This is a genomic window from Nitrococcus sp. (genome assembly GCF_059432795.1).
In genome coordinates, this window is record NZ_JBXWZQ010000021.1 from 1 (window position 1) to 19,188 (window position 19,188).

The following is a 19,188-nucleotide window of genomic DNA, read 5'->3' on the forward strand; positions in this document are numbered from 1 at the left end:
CGCGCGGATGAGAAAATCAAACTCTGGAGCCTGGGACAACAGGTGGACTACCCCGTGATCGGCGCGAATCAGGCCGTGGCCTCCGATCGCGGTATTTCGACGGCGCAGAGCGCGCTCGCCTGGCTCCTCTCCAAGCCGGTGGTCACGGCGCCGATTATCGGGGCAAGCAAACTCAGGCATTTGGACGAGGCGGCCGCGGCGGTCGACATCAAGCTCGATGACGCGGAGATCGAGCGCCTGGAGGACTTCTACGTGCCGCACAGCGTGGTGGGATGCCGCTGAGGCCAACACCCTGTTAGCCGGTCGCGTTCTGCGGCGAGCGCCGCCTACAGCACCGCGGCTCACTCCGAGCGGGCAAGTTTGGCCAGCGCTCGCGGCCATCTCAGGCCGGCTCGTGTGATAACACGACCGCTGGCAGGCAACGAAAAAGCTCGGCTGCGGCAAACCAGGCGCCGTTCGCGGATTCCTCGGCCAACAGGCGCTCGCCGGTCAGCGCATTGCGGTAGTGACCGGCCGAGGGGGCCTCGATCCAGGTGTCGGCCCACACCGCGTCGGCCTGCGCAAGCCCGCCGCTCTCGGCCGCCAGGCGCGCGAACCAGCGGCCCGTGACGATCACCGCTACTTCCGATTCATACCGGCGTGCGAAAGCGCAGAGGTGCTCGGCCCGAGCGCCCTGCGTGGCGAGTGCCCGATAATCGCCGTCCTGAAACAGGGCGCGATGGCCGTGCCGCAACCACAGGATTTGGCGGGTAAGATAGAGCTTCAGGCGCCCGTCGGGGAGCTTCTCAAGCAACTCCGCCAGCCGTTCAGTGGTATCGGCCGCGTCGATCGTCAGGTTGCGTATCTCATTGAGCAGGCGCTCGCGGTGGTGATAATCCACCGGCCGGCGGTTGTCCGGATCCACCAGGCTGAAATCCCAGAGCTCATTGGCTTGATAGATATCCGGCACGCCCGGGGAAGTCAGCTTGAGCAGCGTCTGCGCGAGACTGTTGAGCAGCCCGTAGTGGGAGAGCGGGCCGATGAAGGCGCGAAAATCGCTGAGAAAGGGGTTGTCCTGCAGCGAAGCGAGCGCCGCGCGGACGAACTTCACGAGCGCCTCTTCATACTCCGGATTAGGGTTCAGCCACGACGTCCGGTCCTTGGCCTCGCGCACGGCCTTGAGCAGGTAGGCTTCGATGCGCTCGCAAAAAGTGGCGAGCTCGGCGTCGCTGCTCAGATCGAGCGGCCAGGCACCGACCAGCGTCTGGTAGAACAGATACTGATCGTTGCGCGAGGGGGCCGGCGCGGCGTCCAGCAGGCGCACTTTGGTGCGGTTCATGCGCCGCCAGCGCGCGAGGCGGCCACGCCAGAGGCTGGGCAGCTCGCTGAGCACGTTGATACGTGCGCGCACATCCTCGCTGCGCTTGTTGTCGTGCGTGGACGTGGCGAGCAGGGCGTGGCGCCAACGCCGGGCCTGTTCATGGTTGAAATGGTGGAAGGCAGCGACCGACAGACCGAACCGGCGCGGATCACCTCCCACGTCATTAAGTGAAATCAGTCGGTTGTAGATATAAAATGAAGTATCTTCGAGCCCCTTCGCCATCACCGGCGCCGTATACTGTTGGAGTTTCAGAGTGAACTGCAACGCCTCCTCGCGCCGCGCTTCGGAGGCGGAATCGAGACCCTCGCCCAGCATGAGCCCGCGAATGAAATCGAAGACTCCGGTGCTGGTGGCGCGGCCGCGCCGCTTGGCCTGCGCAACCGCCCAGTCGACGTAACGCCGGTCCTCGCTGCTTACGCCATCCTCGCTGATATACGTTCGGTACACCGGGAAACACGCGACGATCTCGGCCAGCGCGTCACGCAGACCGTTCAAGGTGTAGTCGCGGGTGCGCCAGCTCGCCTGGGCGATGCGGTTGAGGCGATTGGTGAGCACGGTAAGCTCGCTCGAGAGATGGACCCGAATGATGAGCTTTTTGCAATCGTAGAGAAGCTCGTCGAATTCGATCCGCTTGCCGAGAAAGCGCTGGTAGATCCGCTCGAAGGCCGGTTCGGCCGGCGCGTATACGAACAGGCCATTCACGGCCTGGGCGAAATCGTACCCGGTGGTTCCGGCGACCGGCCAGTGCTCGGGCAGATGCTCGTAGCCGGCAAGGATCTTCTCCACCACCAGATACGGCGGCGGGCTGGGTTGCGTGAGGTCACCGGATGTTGGCGCGGCCGGCGCTCGGGCGCGCTGCGCGAGCAAGCGGCAATAGCCCAGGGGATCATAGAGTCCGTCGGGATGATCAACGCGCAGACCGTCGATCTGGCCGTTCGCGAGCCACTCGAAGACGCGCTCGTGCGCGGCCTCGAATACCTGCGGATTCTCCATGCGCAGGGCAGCCAGCTCATTGACATCGAAAAAGCGCCGGTAGTTGATCTCGTCGGCGGCCACCTGCCAATGGGCCAGCCGATACGCTTGCTGTTCGAGCAGGCGGTGCAGCGGCTCAAAGCTCTCTGGCTCGCCGCTTCGGCCGCAGAAAAACGCCACGTTGCCGGCCAGGAACTCGTAGACGGCCGGCGCCTGCCGGCAAAGCCGGGCAAGCCGGCGCTTGCAGATCTCCTTCTCGCGAAGCCGCTCCTCACGCATCGCTTCATCGCTCGCCTCGCGTGAGGGCAGGTGAGCGAAGGCGGTGATGATGCTTCGTAGCTCCATGATGGCGGTCTCGTCATCACCCAGGCGCGGCGGCAGGCGCTCGATCTGCAGTCCGAGCACATCCGGATAGGTTGCCGGGTCGATGGGAAAGCGATGCTCGTGGTAGTAGGCGCTGAGCTCACCCTGCTCAGGCAGGAGTTGCAGCCGCAGCTCACCGGCCTCGAGGACCGCACCATAAGGCGCGCCGAGCACCGGTAATAGCACCTTGCCACGCAGCTCCTCTCTGACCGGCCGCCAGTCGATCTCGAAGTACTCGGCATAGGGCGAGGCCTGGCCATTCTCCAGCACGTCGAGCCACCAGCGGTTGTCGCTGCCCATGACGCCCATGTGATTCGGGACGATATCGAGGATTTGTCCCATGCCATGCTCATGCAGGGCCGTGACGAAGGCCGCGAACTCCTCGTCACTGCCGATTTCCGGGTTGAGCGCCGAGTGATCGATGATGTCGTAGCCGTGGCTGCTGCCCGGCCGCGCTTTGAGATAAGGCGAGGCATAACAGTGGCTGATGCCGAGGTCGTGGAGATACCCGACCAGCCGGGTGGCTTGGGCAAATGTGAAGTCGCGGTTGAACTGCAAGCGGTAAGTCGCAATCGGTACGCGCGGCGCCGGTTCGTCTCCGGTCGTCGGCGCCGGCGCGCGCGTCGGCGCCGGGCGCGTCTCGCGCAGCGCCTCGCACAGACCGATGAAGCGGGCATCGGTTGACCAGTCCTCGAGCGCGACCGGCAGTCGACGCCGCCAGTTCGGATGGGCGTCGGTGGTCCCGGGCAGGTTGATTTGCTCCACGCAGCCGAAGACATCCTCTGGCTGAAACACGGTGAGACGAGCGGGAGTTCGCGCCATGAGGCAATGGACGGCGCGCATGAGCGCGTCGGTCATTTCCGGAATCTGCACCGGATCGCCTTCGAGCTCCGGGGGGAGCAGGCCTTCGCGCTGCAAGGCGAGCAAAAGGCGCGCCCGGTCCTGGGAACGGCCGACGATCTGTTGGTCGCGCAGCGTCTCGGACGGAAAAAGATTCAGGCGTTGGCGCAACGCAAGATCATGGCCGAGCCAAAAGCCGGCAAGTGTGGGCAGGTCGTGCGTGGTGATCGCCGCCAGGGCGTTTTCGGGATAGTGGCCGGGCGCTTTGAAATCACCGCTTTCGTCGCGCTCGAAATAAAGAATTCGGTAGGAGAGCACGCCGAGCGGACCCAAGGTCTCGCGCAGACTCTCCGGCAACGTGCCCAGATCTTCGCCGATGACGAGGCAGCAATTGCGCTGACTCTCGAGCGCGAGGATTCCAAGTAGATCGTCGACGGGGTAATGCACGTAGGCTCCCTCGGCCGGCGTCGCCCCCGGCGGCACCCAGAACAGCCGCATGAGCGCCATCACGTGATCGATGCGCAGTGCCCCGGCATGGCGCATGTTCTGCCGGAGCATGGCGCTGAAGGGAGCATAGGCCTGTTCACGCAGCCGTTCGGGCACCATGGGGGGCAAGCCCCAGTTCTGGCCTTCCAGGTTGAAATCGTCGGGGGGTGCGCCGATGCTCGCCCCGGCGGCATATAAACTCTGCTCGGACCATACGTCGGCGCCGGCCCGGTCGACGCTCACGGCGAGATCCTGATACAGGCCCACGGCCAGCCCGAGGTCACGAGCGCGCCGGCTGGCTGCCTCCAGCTGCCCGTCCGCCTGCCACTGAAGATATTGGAAGAACTCCACTCGCTCGCGCTGGCGCTGGGCGAATTCGTCGACCGCGGTGGCGCACGGATCCCGGTAGGCCGGCGGCCAGACGGGCCAACCCCAAACCGCGGGATCGCGCTGCTGGAAGTGCGCTTGCAGCGCCTCGTAGCGGGCGAGCCGTTCCAGCGCCTCGCCGCCGCTGGCTTGAAAGTCGCGAAACGCTTGGCCGCGTTCGCTGGCGGGCGTCAGATGCCGCCGGCGGAAATCGGCATACAATCGTTCCAGAACGGCCAGCTTCACCGACCAGATCTCGCCATAGTCGAGCAGGGACGCGTTTTGCAGTGCCACCAGCCGGGCCTGGTAGTCGGGGCCCGTGATGAGCTCGCGGGCGGCGCTGCATTGGTCGAACTCTGGGATGGCCTCGATGTCCAGGTAGAGCACGTTGAGAAAGAGCCGGCTCGAGGGGCTGTACGGGCTGGCATGAGGCGGATTGTTGGGGAAGAGGCTGTGCAGGGGATTGAGCCCGACGAGGTCGGCTCCCGAGGCGTGGCACAGCTCGACCAAGCGTTGCAGATCGGTGAAATCGCCGATTCCGGCGTTACGGTGCGAGCGCACCGCATAGAGCTGTACCGCCGGTCCCCACAGGCGGCGGTCTTCGGCATCCAACGCGGGCGGGTGGTAACACACCGGCGGTGCGACGATGAGCGGCATCTCGGTTTCGCCCGGCCCGCCGTGACGGGTGAGATACAAGCGGTGATAGCCGGGCTGGAGCGCGAGATCGGGAGAGAAAATGTAGCGGCGGCAGGTTTTGCCGCCGACTTCGCGCTCGGCGATGACTTCCAGGGCCTCGGTGTGCAGCTCGCCCTGGTGCTCCGTGCCGTCCTCGGTCTGCAACCGCCAGTGCAGGGCCTCCCCGCCTGCCTCGAGTGCAAGGGAGACCGGAACCCGCAGCGCGTGCTCTCCGAGGCGGTGAACCCATACCGGCGGCAGCGGTGCCCGCCAAGGGCGGTCCTCCCGCTCGGCGAGCGATGCCTGCAGCTGCGCCTCGTCGGCAACCGCCACGCCCATGGCGGCGAGCAACGCTCGCTTGGTCTCTGGGCTAACCCGATGTTGCTCGCCCCAGACGTCGGTGTAATCGGGGGCAATGCCGCAGAGCACCGCGAGCCGATCGAGTGCCTCTGGATCGTGCATGTGGCGCTCCTATGCGCTGCGCGGCCCGAGAAACCAGGCGACGGACCACGGCGGAAGTTCGCCGCGACCCAGCCACTCGCCAAAAGCCGTCTCACTTGCGTACAGCAGCTCACCGGCCGGCGTATCCGGAAGCGTAACGGGCTGCTTGCCCAGGTTGGCGAGCAGCCCGAGCGAGGCCTCGTCCGCGAGCCGCCATTCCACGCGCAGCGCGTGCTCGGCTAGCCGTTCGGCGCGGCTGCTGAGCGGGGGCAGGCGGGGTGCGATGACATTGCGGCGCAGCGTGAGTAGCTCGCGGTGCAAGGCTAGCACGTCGGCGTGCTGGGCTTGTGTGAGCTCGGACCAGTCGAGGACCGCCAGCGCAAACGTGGCAGCCTCGCTCGGGTCGGGGATGCGTGCGCGCGCCTCGGGTGCGTTGAATTCGGGGAAACGCTCGAACTCCCGGCGCCGCCCCTCGCGAACCGCCTCACTGAGCTCCGGGCCGAAATCGCAGAAGAACGGGAAGGGCGAGGTGCAGTCCCATTCCTCGCCCATAAACAACAACGGCGGCGAGGGCGCCAGGAGCAGCAGGGCGTGTGCCGCGCGCACGGCGGGGGGGCTCGCAAGCTGCGTGATGCGTTCGCCGAGCGCCCGATTGCCGATCTGATCGTGATTCTGCAGGAAATTGACGAATGCCGTGGCGGGCAGGCCGATGCTTGGCTCGCCGCGTGGCTCGCCGCCACGATAGGCCGAATGCTCGCCTTGAAAGGCGAAGCCCTCGCTCAGGCAGCGTGCGAGGTGGCCCGCCGGGTCCGACGCATAGTCGGCATAGTAGCCTTGCGATTCCCCGGTGAGCAGCCCATGCAGCGCGTGGTGGCAATCATCGTTCCACTGCGCCGTATACCAGAGCGGGCGCTTTGCCTCGCGTGTCAGATAGCGTGCGATATTGTCGTCGTTTTCGAGCACCAGATGCCGCGGGCGCGCGCGCCCCGGTCCGGCATGCACGGCTTCGGCGAGTTCGACCAGCAGATCGGGCTGGCTTTCATCGCAAATGGCGTGCACGGCGTCGAGGCGCAGGCCGTCGAGGTTGAATTCCTCGAGCCAATAGAGCGCGTTGGCGATGAAAAAACGCCGCACCTCCCGGCAACCCTCACCGTCGAAGTTGAGCGCCGCGCCCCAGGGCGTCGTATGACGCCGGCTGAAGAACGAAGGCGCATACGCGTGCAGATAATTGCCTTCGGGCCCGAAATGGTTGTAGACGACATCGAGCAGCACCATGAGCCCACGGTGATGAGCCGCCTCGATGAGCCGCTTGAGCTGTTCCGGATGGCCGTATCGGCTATCGGGGGCAAAGGGCAGCACGCCGTCGTAACCCCAGTTGCGCGCGCCCGGGAAATCCGCTACCGGCATGAGCTCGAGCGCGGTGACGCCGAGGGTTGCCAAATGGTCGAGCCGCTCGCGCACGCCGTCGAAGGTGCCGCTGGGGCTGAACGTACCCACGTGCAGCTCATAGATCACTGCCTCCTGCCATGGACGCCCCTGCCAATCGGCGTCGGTCCAGACGAAGACCGCCGGGTCGATCACTTCGCTCGGGCCGTGCACATCCTCGGGATTGAACCGTGAGGCCGGGTCGGGGACACGCAGCCCGTCCGGCATGACGAAGCGGTAACGGCTGCCGGGGCTGGCCTCGGCGCTGGTGAGCTCGAACCACCCCCGCGCACGCGGCTCCATCTCGAGAAGCCGCTCCTCGCCCGGGCTCTCCAGCGCCAGGGTGAGCCGCTCGAGGGCGGGGGCCCAGAGGCGGAACCGTACCCGGCCATCGGCCTGCGGTTCCGCCCCGAAAGGCATGGAGTAGTGGCGTTTCATGTTCCTTCTCCGGGATTACGGACCGTCAAGAGCGCCAGCGCACGGGCCTCGAGCGGGTAGGTCGAGCCTGGCGTGTGATGAGGGCCCGCACGATCGCTCGCTGCCTGGGCGGTATCGATCACCCGCTCCCATGGCAGTGGCCATTCCGCCTGCGGTAAGACGAACGGAATCGGCTCGTAGTGAGCGTTGAGGAGCAATAGGAAATCATCGTCGGTTACACGGCGTCCCCTGGCGTCCTGCTCATCGAGCGCGCCCCCCGCCAGATAGACGCCGAGGCCGCGCGCGAAAGCGTGGTGCCATTCTTCCTCGTCCATTTCGCGGCCGTTCGGGTTGAACCAAATGATGTCGCGTTGTCCCACGAAAAACTTACGGCGCCGGAAAAGCGGGTGGGCCTTGCGCAGACGGATGAGGTCGGCCACGAACGCGAGCAACTCCTCGTCTTCCGGGCGCAGCGCCCAGCTTACCCAGGAGATTTCGTTGTCCTGACAGTAGGCGTTGTTGTTGCCGCCTTGACTGCGTCCCATCTCGTCGCCGGCCAGCAGCATGGGCACGCCCTGGGAGAGCAGTAGCGTCGCTAGGAAGTTGCGTTTCTGGCGGGCGCGCAAGGTTCTGATTGCCGCATCGTCGGTCGGCCCTTCGACACCGCAGTTCCAGGACAGGTTGTGATTCTCGCCGTCGCGATTGTGCTCGCGGTTCGCCTCGTTGTGTTTCTCGTTGTAGGAGACGAGGTCCTCGAGCGTGAAGCCATCGTGCGCGGTGAGAAAATTGATGCTGGCGTAAGGTCTGCGCCCGCTGCGCTCATAGAGGTCGCTCGAACCGGTGAGCCGGTAGGCGAGCTCGCCGATCAACCCCCCCTCACCCTTCCAATACGAGCGCACGGCGTCGCGGTATTTGCCGTTCCATTCGGTCCAGCCGACCGGGAAGTTGCCGACCTGATAGCCGCCTTCGCCCAGATCCCACGGTTCGGCGATCAGCTTGACCCGGGAGAGCACGGGATCCTGGTGGATGATATCGAAAAAGGCACCGAGGCGATCGACCTCGTGCAGCTCGCGCGCCAGAGCGGAGGCGAGATCGAATCGGAAGCCGTCGACGTGCATTTCCAGAACCCAGTAGCGCAGGCTGTCCATGATGAGCTGCAGCACTCGCGGGTGCATCATGTTCAGCGTGTTGCCGCAGCCCGTGTAGTCGGTGTAATAGCGGGGGTTTTCTGCCAGCCGATAATAGGCGGCGTTGTCGATACCGCGAAAGCACAGCGTGGGCCCGAGGTGATTGCCCTCGGCGGTGTGGTTGTAGACGACGTCGAGAATGACCTCGATGCCCGCCGAATGCAGGGTCTTGACTGCCGTTTTGAACTCGTTGACCCCGTCGCTGGCCGCGAAACGCATGTCGGGGGCGAAGTAACCGATCGAATTGTAGCCCCAGTAATTGCTAAGCCCTTGTTGGGCCAGGTAGCGGTCGTTGACGGCGGTGTGCACCGGCATGAGTTCCACCGTCGTTATACCGAGGCGCTGCAGGTGCTCGATCACCGGCTCGGTCGCAACGCCGGCGTAGGTGCCCCGCAGCCAAGGCGGGAGCTTGGGATGCAGGGCCGTGAGCCCTTTGACGTGCAGCTCGTAGATCACCGTGTCATGCCAGGGGATCGCCGGAGGGCGGTCGTCCCCCCACGTGAAGGCCGGGTCGATCACCTGGCATTTGGGCATGCCGTAAGCATTGTCCCGGCGGTCCAACGAGAGATCCTCACGGCTGCTCGCGACCCGGTAACCGAAGTGCGCATCGCTCCAACGCAGGGAGCCGGCTATCGATTTCGCATAGGGGTCGAGCAAGAGCTTGCTCGGGTTGAACCGGTGCCCGTGCTGCGGCTCGTAGGGACCATGCACCCGATAGCCATAGAGCAGTCCGGGTCGCGCCTCCGGCAAATAGCAGTGCCAGACCAGATTGGTCTGTTCGGTGAGCTCGACCCGAGCCACTTCGCGTCTTCCCCGTGAGTCGAACAAACATAATTCGACTCGTTCGGCATGCTCGGAGAACAGCGCGAAATTCACGCCCTCACCGTCCCAGGTCGCCCCGAGGGGATGGGGCTCACCCGGCCAGACGCTGCTGATCAGCTTATGAGTTGATGAGATCCGGTCCACGGCCCCGTCCGTCGTATGCCGCTCACTGCGGTTAGTGCTGCCCAAGTCGCTTTGCCAGTCGCTGCCTTCGTGCCTCATCCCGGCGCTTCGCCGTTGCGGTAGGCCCGGCGGTCGAGCTCGGAGAGCAGCCCGGCAAGGGGAATCGCGATCCAGTCGGGGCGATTGTCCAGCTCGTAGCGCAGCTCATAGAGCGCCTTCTCGAGAATGAACAAGCTCACCAGCGGTGCTGCCGAATCGAGCGTTTCGGGGTAGATGCCGGCGCCCTGACTCCCCTGGGCGTAGCCGGCGAGAAACGCCGCGCCCGCCCGGTTCTCCCAATCCCGCGCGAACGGTGCGAGCCGCTCCCGGTCGCTTGGGCGCTCGGCGGTGACGTGTGTTAGCGTGGAGTGGAGCGCGTAGCTGAAAGAGCGCAGCATGCCGGCGACGTCCTTCAGCGGCGAGTGTTTCTCACGGCGCTCGGCGAGCGGGCGCGCCGGTTCGCCCTCGAAGTCGATGATCACGAAATCGTTTTCAACAACGAGCACCTGACCGAGATGGTAGTCGCCGTGCAAGCGGGTCTTCAGACCCGGGAAGCTTGCCGGTGTGCCTCGCTCGATGCAAGCGAGCAGCCTCTGGCGCTCGGCAAGAAGCCGCTCGGCCGCGCGGCGTGTCGTCTCGGGGAGGTGTTGTGCTTCGCGCGCGAGACGCTCCAGAGTGGTCTCGGCCTGTTCGCGCACCTCGGCGCCCCAGCGGCTGAGGTCATCGGGGGTCACTGGCTGCGGGTCAAAGGCGGGGTCGCCAGTGGTCCGGACCAAAGCGCGATGCAGCTCGCCGGTGCGCAGACCCAGTGTGTGCAGCAGGCCCACGTGCGCGGCATGCCAGTTTTCGAGCTCGGTTTCCACCTCCTCGGCGGGTTGCAGCTGCGCGTCCTCAAAAAACCGCTGCAGGTAGTCCACCACGTATGACCAGGCATCCCCCTGCGCGGCCACATACTTCTGCAGCAAAACGAGGGTTGTTGTGATGCCGTCGCGATCCTCGTACTCCAGCGCCCCGAGCAGCGGCACGACGTTGGCAAAAGGAGAGCGTTCCGTCAGGAAGCGACCCATCTCGAGTTCCGGATTGAGGCCCGGTTCCAGCCGTCGGTACGCTTTGAGAAAAAGCTCCTCGCCGAGAATCATGGCCGTATTGCTGCCCTCGCTCGGGGCGCGCGCGACGAGTGCGTCGGGATCGCGCTCGGCGAGCCGTTCCGAATAGGCCGCCGTCGCGGTGAACCGCAGGGCCCCTCCGTTCGCTTCATGGCGCTCGTTACGGGCCATCGCGCGGACAAGCGCGTGGCAGAAACGGCCGTCGCGCAACGCATCGTAGAGGAGGCCAACCCGCGCCTGACGCCTGATGTGGGCGAGCGCGTAGGGCAAGAGCTCGCGCAGGTGCTCATCCCGGGTCTCGCCCCAAGCCGTCGCGAGCGGCAGGAAATAGAGCTGCGAGGCGCGCTCCGCTAGGACCGCGCGGACCCAGACGAGCAGATACCCGTCGTCGCCTTCGTGCCAAGGTACCCGCTTGGCGATTTCGACGCGCTCGATGCGATCGCCCTTCGCCGCGAACCAACGCCGCACCGGCAGGAATGCGGGCAATGCCTCGGTCACAAGCCGCTCGCGCATGCGCTCGGCCATGCCCCGCCGTGGCGCGGCGACCTCGTCCGGGAAGAAGCTGTCCCAGCCCTCGAACATGACGAGCACGGGCAGCTCGCTCGGCGGCAGGCTCTCTTGATGCCAGGACGGCGCCTCGCCCTCGGCGCTGAGATGGAACCAGTAGAAACTATGCCCTCCCAGCGTGAGAAGATAGGGCAGCTCGCCGATCGGCGGAAACGCCGTGCGTCCCATCATTTCGATGGGAAACCGGCCCCGGAAGCGGGCGAGATCGAGCTCGACCGGTTGCGCCGAGCGCGCCAGATTCGCCACGCAGAGTATGATCGAGCCCTGGTACTCGCGCAGATAAGCGATGATTTTGCGATTGCCGGGCTTGATGAACTCCAGTCGCCCGCGTCCGAATGCTTTATGCGCCTTGCGCACGGCGATAAGGCGTTTGGTCCAGTTGAGCAGCGAGCTGGGATCGCGGCTCTGGGCTTCCACGTTGACCGCCTCATAGCCGTAAATGGGGTCCATAATCGGCGGCAGATAAAGCCGCTGCGGATCGGCCCGGGAGAAACCGGCGTTGCGGTCGGGCGTCCACTGCATGGGCGTGCGAACGGCGTTGCGGTCGCCGAGGAAAATATTGTCCCCCATGCCGATCTCATCGCCGTAATAAATGATCGGCGAGCCCGGCATCGACATGAGCAAGCTGTTCATCAGCTTGATCTTGTCTTTGTCGTTGTCCATGAGGGGGGCGAGGCGGCGCCGGATGCCGACATTCACCCGCATGCGCGGATCGCCCGCATAGGCCTGATACATGTAGTCGCGCTCCTCGTCGGTCACCATCTCGAGGGTGAGCTCGTCGTGGTTGCGCAGAAATATCGCCCACTGACAGCTATCGGGGATGCTAGGGGTCTGATCCATGATTTCCACGATGGGGTGGCGATCCTCCTGGGCGATGGCCATGTACATCCGCGGCATCAGTGGGAAATGGTAGGCCATATGGCACTCGTCGCCGTCGCCGAAGTAATCGCGCACGTCCTCTGGCCATTGGTTCGCCTCGGCCAGAAACATGCGGTTGCGGTAGTGACCGTCGACGACCGCGCGCATTTGCTTGACCACCTGGTGCGTTTCGGGAAGATTCTCGTTGGTCGAGCCCTCGCGCACGCACAGATAGGGAATGGCATCGAGGCGCATGCCGTCGACGCCCATATCCAGCCAGAAACGCATGACGCGGGTAACCGCCCTGACCACCTCGGGGTTGTTGTGGTTCAAATCCGGCTGGTGCGAGAAGAAGCGATGCCAGTAATACGCCTGCGCGTGTGGATCCCACGCCCAGTTCGAGCTCTCCGTGTCGGTGAAGATGATGCGGGTCTCGGGAAAGCGTTTATCGGTAGCGCTCCACAGATAGAAATCGCGCTTGGGCGAGTTGTGCGGCGCATGGCGCGCGGCCTGGAACCAGGGATGCTGATCGGAGGTGTGGTTGATCACGAGCTCGGTGATGATGCGGATCCCGCGCCGATGCGCTTCGCGTACGAAGTGGCGAAAATCGCGGCGGGTTCCGTAAGCGGCGTGAATATTGCGGTAATCGGCGATGTCATAGCCATCGTCGCGCATGGGCGAGGGGTAGAAGGGCAGCAGCCAGATGGTGGTGGCGCCGAGATCCTGTATGTAGTCGAGCTTTGTGGTCAGGCCGCGGAAGTCGCCGACGCCGTCGTTGCTGCAGTCGAAAAATGACTTGACGTGCAGGTGGTAGATAATCGCGTCCTTGTACCAGAGCGGGTCGTCCTCGACAGAGGCGTTGTTGTTGTTCCTGCGCTCGTTCATGCCTGCGCATTCTCCTTTCCGCCGGCTCGTTTTCACATGAAATAATCGAAGTCGCGTTCCGTGCGCACGTGCCGCCGCACGCGAAAGATATGGGCGGGCACGGTGCGTGGATCGAGCTCGACGTAATTGCGCGCGCCTTGCCAGAGATAGCGGGCATCGCTCAACAGGTCGTGAACCTGAAAAGGTTGATCGGGGAGAAGCTGCAGCGTCTCGAGCGGAAGATCCACCCAGCCGGCCTGTAGATGGTGCGGATCGAGATTGACCACCGCAAGAATTAGGTTGTCCTGCGCGGCGCTCTGTTTGCTGTAACAGATCAGGGCCTCGTTGTCGGTGGGATGAAAACGCAGGCTCCAGTCGTGCTGCAAGGCCGGATTCTCGCGGCGGATCCGGTTCACCCGAGCGATTAACCCCGCGAGGCTGTCCGGGCGTTGCAGATCCCAGGCCCGGACCTCGTATTTCTCCGAGTTCAGGTATTCCTCGCTGCCGGGCTCGCGCGGCGTGGCTTCGCAGAGCTCGAAGGCGGGTCCGTAGATACCGTAGCTTGCGCCGAGGGTCGCGGCGAGCACCAGCCGGGCCATGAACGCCGGCCGTCCGCCAAGCTGCAGATACTCGTTGAGAATATCGGGTGTGTTCGGCCAGAGATTGGGCCGGAAGTACTCGCGCGAATCGCTCTGCGCGAGCTCGACGAAATAGTCCATGAGCTCGCGTTTGCCATTGCGCCAGGTGAAATAGGTATAGGACTGGCTGAAGCCGAGCTTGGCGAGGCGATGCATTACCTTGGGCCGGGTGAAGGCCTCCGCGAGAAAAATCGTCTCGGGGTGTCGCGCTTTGACGCGCGTGATCAGCCACTCCCAGAACGGGAAGGGCTTGGTGTGTGGATTGTCGACCCGGAAGATCCGCACCCCCTGTTCGATCCAGAACAGGAATACGTCCTCGAGCTCGTCCCAAAGCCCTTGCCAGTCCTCGGTCTCGAAGTTGAACGGATAGATGTCCTGGTATTTCTTGGGTGGATTCTCCGCATACTGCACGGTGCCGTCCGGTCGCCACCTGAACCATTGCGGCGCTTCCTTGACGTAGGGGTGGTCCGGGGAGCACTGGAAAGCGATGTCGAGCGCGACATCGAGCCCTCGTTCGCGGGCGCAATCCACCAGATAGCGAAAATCCTCCAACGTGCCGAGCTGCGGATGGACGGCCTTGTGGCCGCCGGCCTCGGAGCCGATCGCCCATGGACTGCCGGGATCTGCTGCATCGGCGATCAAGGCGTTGTTGCGGCCCTTGCGCGCCGTCAGGCCGATCGGATGAATGGGCGGCAGGTAAAGCACGTCAAAGCCCATGGCGGCGATGTCGGGCAGGCGTTCCGCGCAACTTCGCAGACTGCCGTGCTGCCCCGCCTCGTGCACGCAGGAGCGTGGAAATAGCTCATACCAAGTGCTGTAGCGGGCGCGCATCAGGTCCACGACCACGCCGAGCTCGCGCTCGTAGTGGGTTGCCAGTGTGCGATCCGCTGTTCTTGCCATGAGCCCGGAGAGCGCCGGGTCGAAGGCCCGCGAGCGGCGCGTGAATGGATCGCCTTCGCCGCGCAGCGCTTTCGCATGGGTGTGCAACTGTGCAGCGTCTGCATCCTGCGCACGTGCCGCCGCGCCTTCCACGAGCTCAGCACCGATCTCCAGTGCCGTGGCGATGTCCTGCGCATTCACGCGCTTTTCAAGCTCCGCGCACCATGTGGCGAAATGGTCCACCCACGCGTTGACGGTGTAGCCGTAACGGCCGAGTTCGCTTACGCGGAACTCGCCTCGCCAGCGGTCGTTGCCCTGCGGCTGCATCGCGACCTCGTGCCAGCTCCCGGCGCCCGCCTTGCGGTAACGCAGCACGCAGGCGAGGTGGTCGTGTCCGTCAACGAAGGCGTCCGCTTCCACGACGACCGTCTCACCGAGCGTGCGCTTGATCGGAAAACGCCCTGCATCCACCTCGGGTGTGACGCCTTCAATCACAACGCGCCGGCGGCCGTCGCTTTGCGCTGATGTGGCCATTTGCGCAACCCCCCTTGTTCGCAAAACGCAAGGCGCCCGAGATAAGCGCTCAATTGTGCATCGGTTTCAGATAAAGCACGCCGAGCGGCGGGAGCGTCAACGACAACGAGTGGTAACGTCCGTGCTGGGGGATGGGCGCGGATTCGAGACCGCCGAAATTGCCCCGCCCCGTGCCGCCGTAGAATTCCGCGTCACTGTTGAGGATCTCCCGCCAGGAACCGCCGAACGGCACGCCCAGTCGATAGTTGCTTCGCTCCACCGGGGTGAAGTTGCAGACCACCAGCACGAGTTCTCCGGAGTCGCGACCGTGGCGCAGGAAGCTGATGACACTTTTCTCCCAGTCGTGGGCGTCTATCCATTCGAACCCGCCCGCGGCAAAGTCGATCTGATAAAGCGCCGGCTCTTGGCGATAGCAACGGTTCAGATCGTGCAGCCAGCGCTGCGTTCCCTGTGAGAGCGGCTGCTCGAGCAAGTGCCAGTCGAGACTCGTATCGTGATTCCATTCCCGCCGTTGACCGAGCTCGCCGCCCATGAACAGCAGCTTCTTGCCGGGATGGGCCCACATGTAGCCATAGAGCAGGCGCAGGCCGGCGAACTTCTGCCATTCGTCCCCGGGCATCTTGCCGAGCAGGGAGCCTTTGCCGTGCACAACCTCGTCATGGGAGAGCGGGAGGATGAAATTTTCGTTGAACGCATACCACAGGCTGAAGGTCAGCTGGTCGTGGTGGTGCTTGCGATAGATGGGGTCCTGCGCGAAGTAGTTCAGGGTGTCGTGCATCCAGCCCATGTTCCACTTCATGCCAAAGCCCAGGCCACCGAGGTAAACGGGGCGCGAGACCATGGGCCAAGCCGTGGATTCCTCGGCAATGATCTGCACGTCGGGGTAGTCCCGATAGGCGGCTTCGCTGAGGCTGCGCAGCATGGCGATGGCATCGAGATTCTCGTTGCCGCCGTGCTCGTTTGGAATCCACTCGCCCTGCTTGCGTCCGTAGTCGAGATAGAGCATGGATGCGACCGCATCCACGCGCAGGCCATCGAGATGGTAGCGGTCCAGCCAGTGCAGGGCGCTGCTCACGAGAAACGAGCGCACCTCGTGGCGGCCGTAGTTGAAGATATAGCTGTTCCACTCGGGATGGAAGCCCTTTTTCGGATCGGCATGCTCATAGAGATAAGTGCCGTCGAAATAGGCTAACCCATGGCCATCGCCCGGGAAGTGAGAGGGTACCCAGTCGAGAATGACGCCGATGCCGTTCCGATGCAGGTGGTCGACGAAGTACATGAAGTCTTCGGGAGTACCGTAGCGGGCTGTCGGCGCGAAATAGCCGACCACCTGGTAGCCCCACGACCCATAGAACGGGTGTTCCATGACGGGTAGGATTTCGACGTGCGTAAAGCCCGTCTCCCGGACATGATCGGCGAGCGCATGCGCGAGCTCACGATAGTTGAGCGGCTCGTCAGGCGTTTCGGGCGAACGGCGCCACGAGCCGAGGTGTACCTCGTAGATGGAGATCGGCGCATCAAGCGCATTGGCGCGCTGCCGCTCCTCCATCCACTGCGCATCCTCCCATGTATAGCGTGGCTGCCAGATGCGCGAGGACGTGCCGGGCGGAACCTCCGAATAGCAAGCGAACGGGTCGCCCTTATCCGCGCGATACCTGTGCCAACCGGACTCGACGTGATACTTGTACAACGCGCCGTGACCGACGCCGGCGATGAAGCCTTCCCAGATGCCGGATTGATCGTCCCGCGGGGCGAGCGTATGGGCCGCGGGTTGCCAGGCGTTGAACTCGCCGATGACCGATACCTGCTCGGCATTGGGTGCCCAGACGGCGAAATAGGTTCCCGCCACGTCTTGTGAGGTCAGCGGGTGGGCACCCAGCTTCTCGTAGAGTCGAAAATGAGCGCCCTGCTTGAACAGATAGACGTCGTGCTCGGTCAGTAAGCTGACGTCATGGCGAACTTGCGTACTGGCGTTCGAGACGAGTGAACTCATAGTGAAAACGTTTAACCCCACTTTAATCGGTGTCAAGACAAGGGGCTGCGTCGTTGTGAATTGGTTCGAAAATCCGCCCGCTGCTCCGTGAGCGCTGCGGCGGCGGCGTAAATGGCTCCCGCTACCGCAGTGACGCGTTCAAGGCGATGTCGACGCGATCCGCGGAACGGGCTTGAACAAAACAGGCGGGTTTGCGCGATGCGGTTCGCCACTCGTTGTTCTGCTTACTCCGTAGCCTCGCATAAATTCGTCTTCTTCGCGTGAATTTTCAGACCCTCACCCGGGCCTCGCTTGACGCGGCCTTGGCGTCCAAGCAGCGGAGCGCTCCATGAGGCCAGCGGCAAATGACCCCGTTCGCAGCGAATACGCGCGGCTGTCACCTCATTATGACCATCGCTGGTCGTTCTATGTTTCATACAGCGTCGAAGAAACGTTGCGTCGCGTGCCGATCCCGCCCCGCTCGCGGATTCTCGACATCGGCTGCGGCACGGGGGCGCTGTTACACGCGCTGCGTCGGCGTTATCCGCAGGCGGCGCTCACCGGAATCGATGTCTCCGCCGAGATGCTCGCGCTCGCCGCCGCGAAGCTCGGCGACGGCGCTCGGCTGTGCGTGGCCGGCGCGGAAACGTTGCCGTTGACCGACGAGGCCTTCGATGTGGTGATCTCCACGAGCGCACTGCACTACTTTCGCGATCCCGCTCGCGCTCTGGCGGAGATGAGGCGGGTGGTCCGGCCACGGGGGTACGTCGGCATCACCGACTGGTGCGCGGATTTTTGGACCTGTCGGTTATTGGATCGTTGGCTCCGGCGTTTCAACGCGGCGCATCATCGCACTTACACAATGGCACAGTGCGTGCGGATGCTGCAGGCGGCCGGGCTCCCGCCGTTTCTGCAACAACGTTATAAGATCAGTTGGTTATGGGGGCTGATGAGCGTGGTCGCGGCGAAGCCGCCGTTGTGATGGGGCGCCGGCCCGTATCTGTGAATCGACAAGCCGCGATTTGTCGGTACGCGGTGGCGATGGCACGCGGTTGGCTGACGCCGGCTTCCTTGGCGAGTAACGGGCTGTACAGCGAGGCAATGGGTTTTTATGGTTCGGCCGCTCGAGGCCCCCTTCCCGCGGCCACTCGTCGCGCTTGGCGCGATGCCGGTTCAGGGGGACCTCCGAGGGCGGCACACCTCTCCGGACCGGCTAGATACCGATATCCTCGTCCGCTTCCTTATCGCGATGCCGCTGTACGGATGAGGTTCCGCCACACTGCGGCTCGCGCGTGAAGGTTCGGGTGACGTCGATGAAACCCAGGCTTTGAATGGTTCGCCGGCCCAATAAAACCGGGTAGTTCATATCGTCGCGATCTTCGAGGCTGAATTGCTCTTCGTAGATCGTATCCGCGATGCAGAGTTTCATCAGGACGACCGGTCGGCGGTCTTGGCCACCGGCGCCATGGACCACCAGGTGACGGTAAACGGGCTTTTCAAAGGCTTTCGACACCTTCTCGCCGTTGGCCTCATCCGTGATCTCGATCGTGAAGCGCACCCAGTTTTCATCGTTTTTCTCGAATTCCTCAACATCCTCCGCATGCATGGAGGAGGTGAGGGCGCCGGTGTCGGCCTTTGCCTTTACTTTCGTGTCCCAGGGTTCAATGGTCGCCATTTCCACCCAGCCGAAAACGGCTCGGTCGTGAGCGTGCGCCAATGCAATGCCGAAAAATCCGACAAGAAACGCGGCGATAGCGGTGATTTTTACTGGCATGAGATCCGTCGTGCTCTCCGTACAGTGAAGAAATGAACCAACGCCCGATCGATCGCCCGCCTACCACGCCGGCGAGAGCGGAACCCGGACCGCTAATTGTCCGGATGCCGGCCTCGCCGTGGGTGGCGTCAATCGAAGCCTTGATTTCGTGGAAGGGACCTGAATTCTACTTGGCCGCCTTATTCTGCGTCGGGGACGCAAATTTATCCAAGGCCTGAGTGAATGGCTCGACTTCGCCGCTGGCCTTCACCGCCGCGCTCCCCTGCAACAGGTCGCGCGTGGTCACGGCTTTTCCGTAGACTTCCTCGTTCGCGTCCTGATTGATCTGCAGTCGAGTGCCTTTTATCTCGGCACCGGCAAACAGGCCCTGCGAGTTTTGTCGATAGGCAACGATGGCCGCCGGTTTGGTGCTGATGTCCGCCTGTGCGCCAACGGTTCCGGCGGTCACGCCGACATCGGCGCCGAACTTGAAGTTTCCTT

At 63.9% G+C, this 19,188-nt stretch carries 10 protein-coding genes; 2 read left to right on the forward strand and 8 right to left on the reverse strand.

What is annotated here, in order from left to right:
- The coding region (locus tag AC52Q4_RS01955; protein WP_495535120.1) for an aldo/keto reductase at window positions 1–282 on the forward strand (282 nt) is incomplete at its 5' end.
- 100 nt (window positions 283–382) lie between these two features.
- On the opposite strand, the gene AC52Q4_RS01960 is transcribed toward AC52Q4_RS01955, so the two are convergent.
- Genes AC52Q4_RS01960 through glgB form a run of 6 tightly spaced genes read right to left on the reverse strand, consistent with a single transcriptional unit; the run spans window position 383 to window position 16,955 of the window.
- Window positions 383–5,524, reverse strand: coding sequence for a malto-oligosyltrehalose synthase (locus tag AC52Q4_RS01960; RefSeq protein ID WP_495535121.1), 5,142 nt, complete (start codon window positions 5,522–5,524; stop codon window positions 383–385).
- A gap of 9 nt (window positions 5,525–5,533) precedes the next feature.
- Complete coding sequence (gene treZ / locus AC52Q4_RS01965; RefSeq protein ID WP_495535122.1) at window positions 5,534–7,366, reverse strand: malto-oligosyltrehalose trehalohydrolase; 1,833 nt, start codon at window positions 7,364–7,366, stop codon at window positions 5,534–5,536.
- On the reverse strand, window positions 7,363–9,576 hold the full coding sequence (gene glgX / locus AC52Q4_RS01970) for a glycogen debranching protein GlgX (protein WP_495535123.1): 2,214 nt from the start codon (window positions 9,574–9,576) through the stop codon (window positions 7,363–7,365). Before glgX ends, treZ begins: the two co-directional genes overlap by 4 nt.
- Complete coding sequence (gene treS, locus AC52Q4_RS01975; RefSeq protein ID WP_495535124.1) at window positions 9,573–12,932, reverse strand: maltose alpha-D-glucosyltransferase; 3,360 nt, start codon at window positions 12,930–12,932, stop codon at window positions 9,573–9,575. The genes glgX and treS overlap by 4 nt, the downstream gene beginning before the upstream one ends.
- 32 nt (window positions 12,933–12,964) lie before the next feature.
- Window positions 12,965–14,962, reverse strand: a complete 1,998-nt coding sequence (locus AC52Q4_RS01980) for an alpha-1,4-glucan--maltose-1-phosphate maltosyltransferase (RefSeq protein ID WP_495535125.1) — start codon at window positions 14,960–14,962, stop codon at window positions 12,965–12,967.
- 49 nt (window positions 14,963–15,011) lie between these two features.
- Window positions 15,012–16,955 carry a 1,4-alpha-glucan branching protein GlgB gene (glgB, locus tag AC52Q4_RS01985; RefSeq protein WP_495535126.1) on the reverse strand — a complete coding sequence of 648 codons (1,944 nt, stop codon included), beginning with the start codon at window positions 16,953–16,955 and terminating at the stop codon, window positions 15,012–15,014.
- 328 nt (window positions 16,956–17,283) lie between these two features.
- Here glgB and AC52Q4_RS01990 point away from each other — a divergent pair, with 328 nt between their 5' ends.
- The gene (locus tag AC52Q4_RS01990) at window positions 17,284–17,916 is read left to right on the forward strand and encodes a class I SAM-dependent methyltransferase (protein WP_495535127.1); all 633 of its coding nucleotides are present in this window, start codon (window positions 17,284–17,286) and stop codon (window positions 17,914–17,916) included.
- 231 nt (window positions 17,917–18,147) lie between these two features.
- On the opposite strand, the gene rloA3 is transcribed toward AC52Q4_RS01990, so the two are convergent.
- Together rloA3 and AC52Q4_RS02000 are read right to left on the reverse strand one after the other, a co-directional pair.
- The gene (gene rloA3 / locus AC52Q4_RS01995; RefSeq protein ID WP_495535128.1) at window positions 18,148–18,708 is read right to left on the reverse strand and encodes a retropepsin-like aspartic peptidase RloA3; all 561 of its coding nucleotides are present in this window, start codon (window positions 18,706–18,708) and stop codon (window positions 18,148–18,150) included.
- A gap of 166 nt (window positions 18,709–18,874) precedes the next feature.
- Window positions 18,875–19,188 (reverse strand): lipid-binding SYLF domain-containing protein (locus AC52Q4_RS02000; protein WP_495535129.1); only part of this gene is annotated, 314 nt, incomplete at its 5' end.

Bases quoted from the DNA above. Each gene is read 5' to 3' on its own strand.
- rloA3 (WP_495535128.1), bottom strand. From the start codon at position 18,708: ATGCCAGTAAAAATCACCGCTATCGCCGCGTTTCTTGTCGGATTTTTC.
- glgB (WP_495535126.1), bottom strand. From the start codon at position 16,955: ATGAGTTCACTCGTCTCGAACGCCAGTACGCAAGTTCGCCATGACGTC.
- treS (WP_495535124.1), bottom strand. From the start codon at position 12,932: ATGAACGAGCGCAGGAACAACAACAACGCCTCTGTCGAGGACGACCCG.
- AC52Q4_RS01990 (WP_495535127.1), top strand. From the start codon at position 17,284: ATGAGGCCAGCGGCAAATGACCCCGTTCGCAGCGAATACGCGCGGCTG.
- treZ (WP_495535122.1), bottom strand. From the start codon at position 7,366: ATGAAACGCCACTACTCCATGCCTTTCGGGGCGGAACCGCAGGCCGAT.
- glgX (WP_495535123.1), bottom strand. From the start codon at position 9,576: ATGAGGCACGAAGGCAGCGACTGGCAAAGCGACTTGGGCAGCACTAAC.
- AC52Q4_RS01960 (WP_495535121.1), bottom strand. From the start codon at position 5,524: ATGCACGATCCAGAGGCACTCGATCGGCTCGCGGTGCTCTGCGGCATT.
- AC52Q4_RS01980 (WP_495535125.1), bottom strand. From the start codon at position 14,962: ATGGCCACATCAGCGCAAAGCGACGGCCGCCGGCGCGTTGTGATTGAA.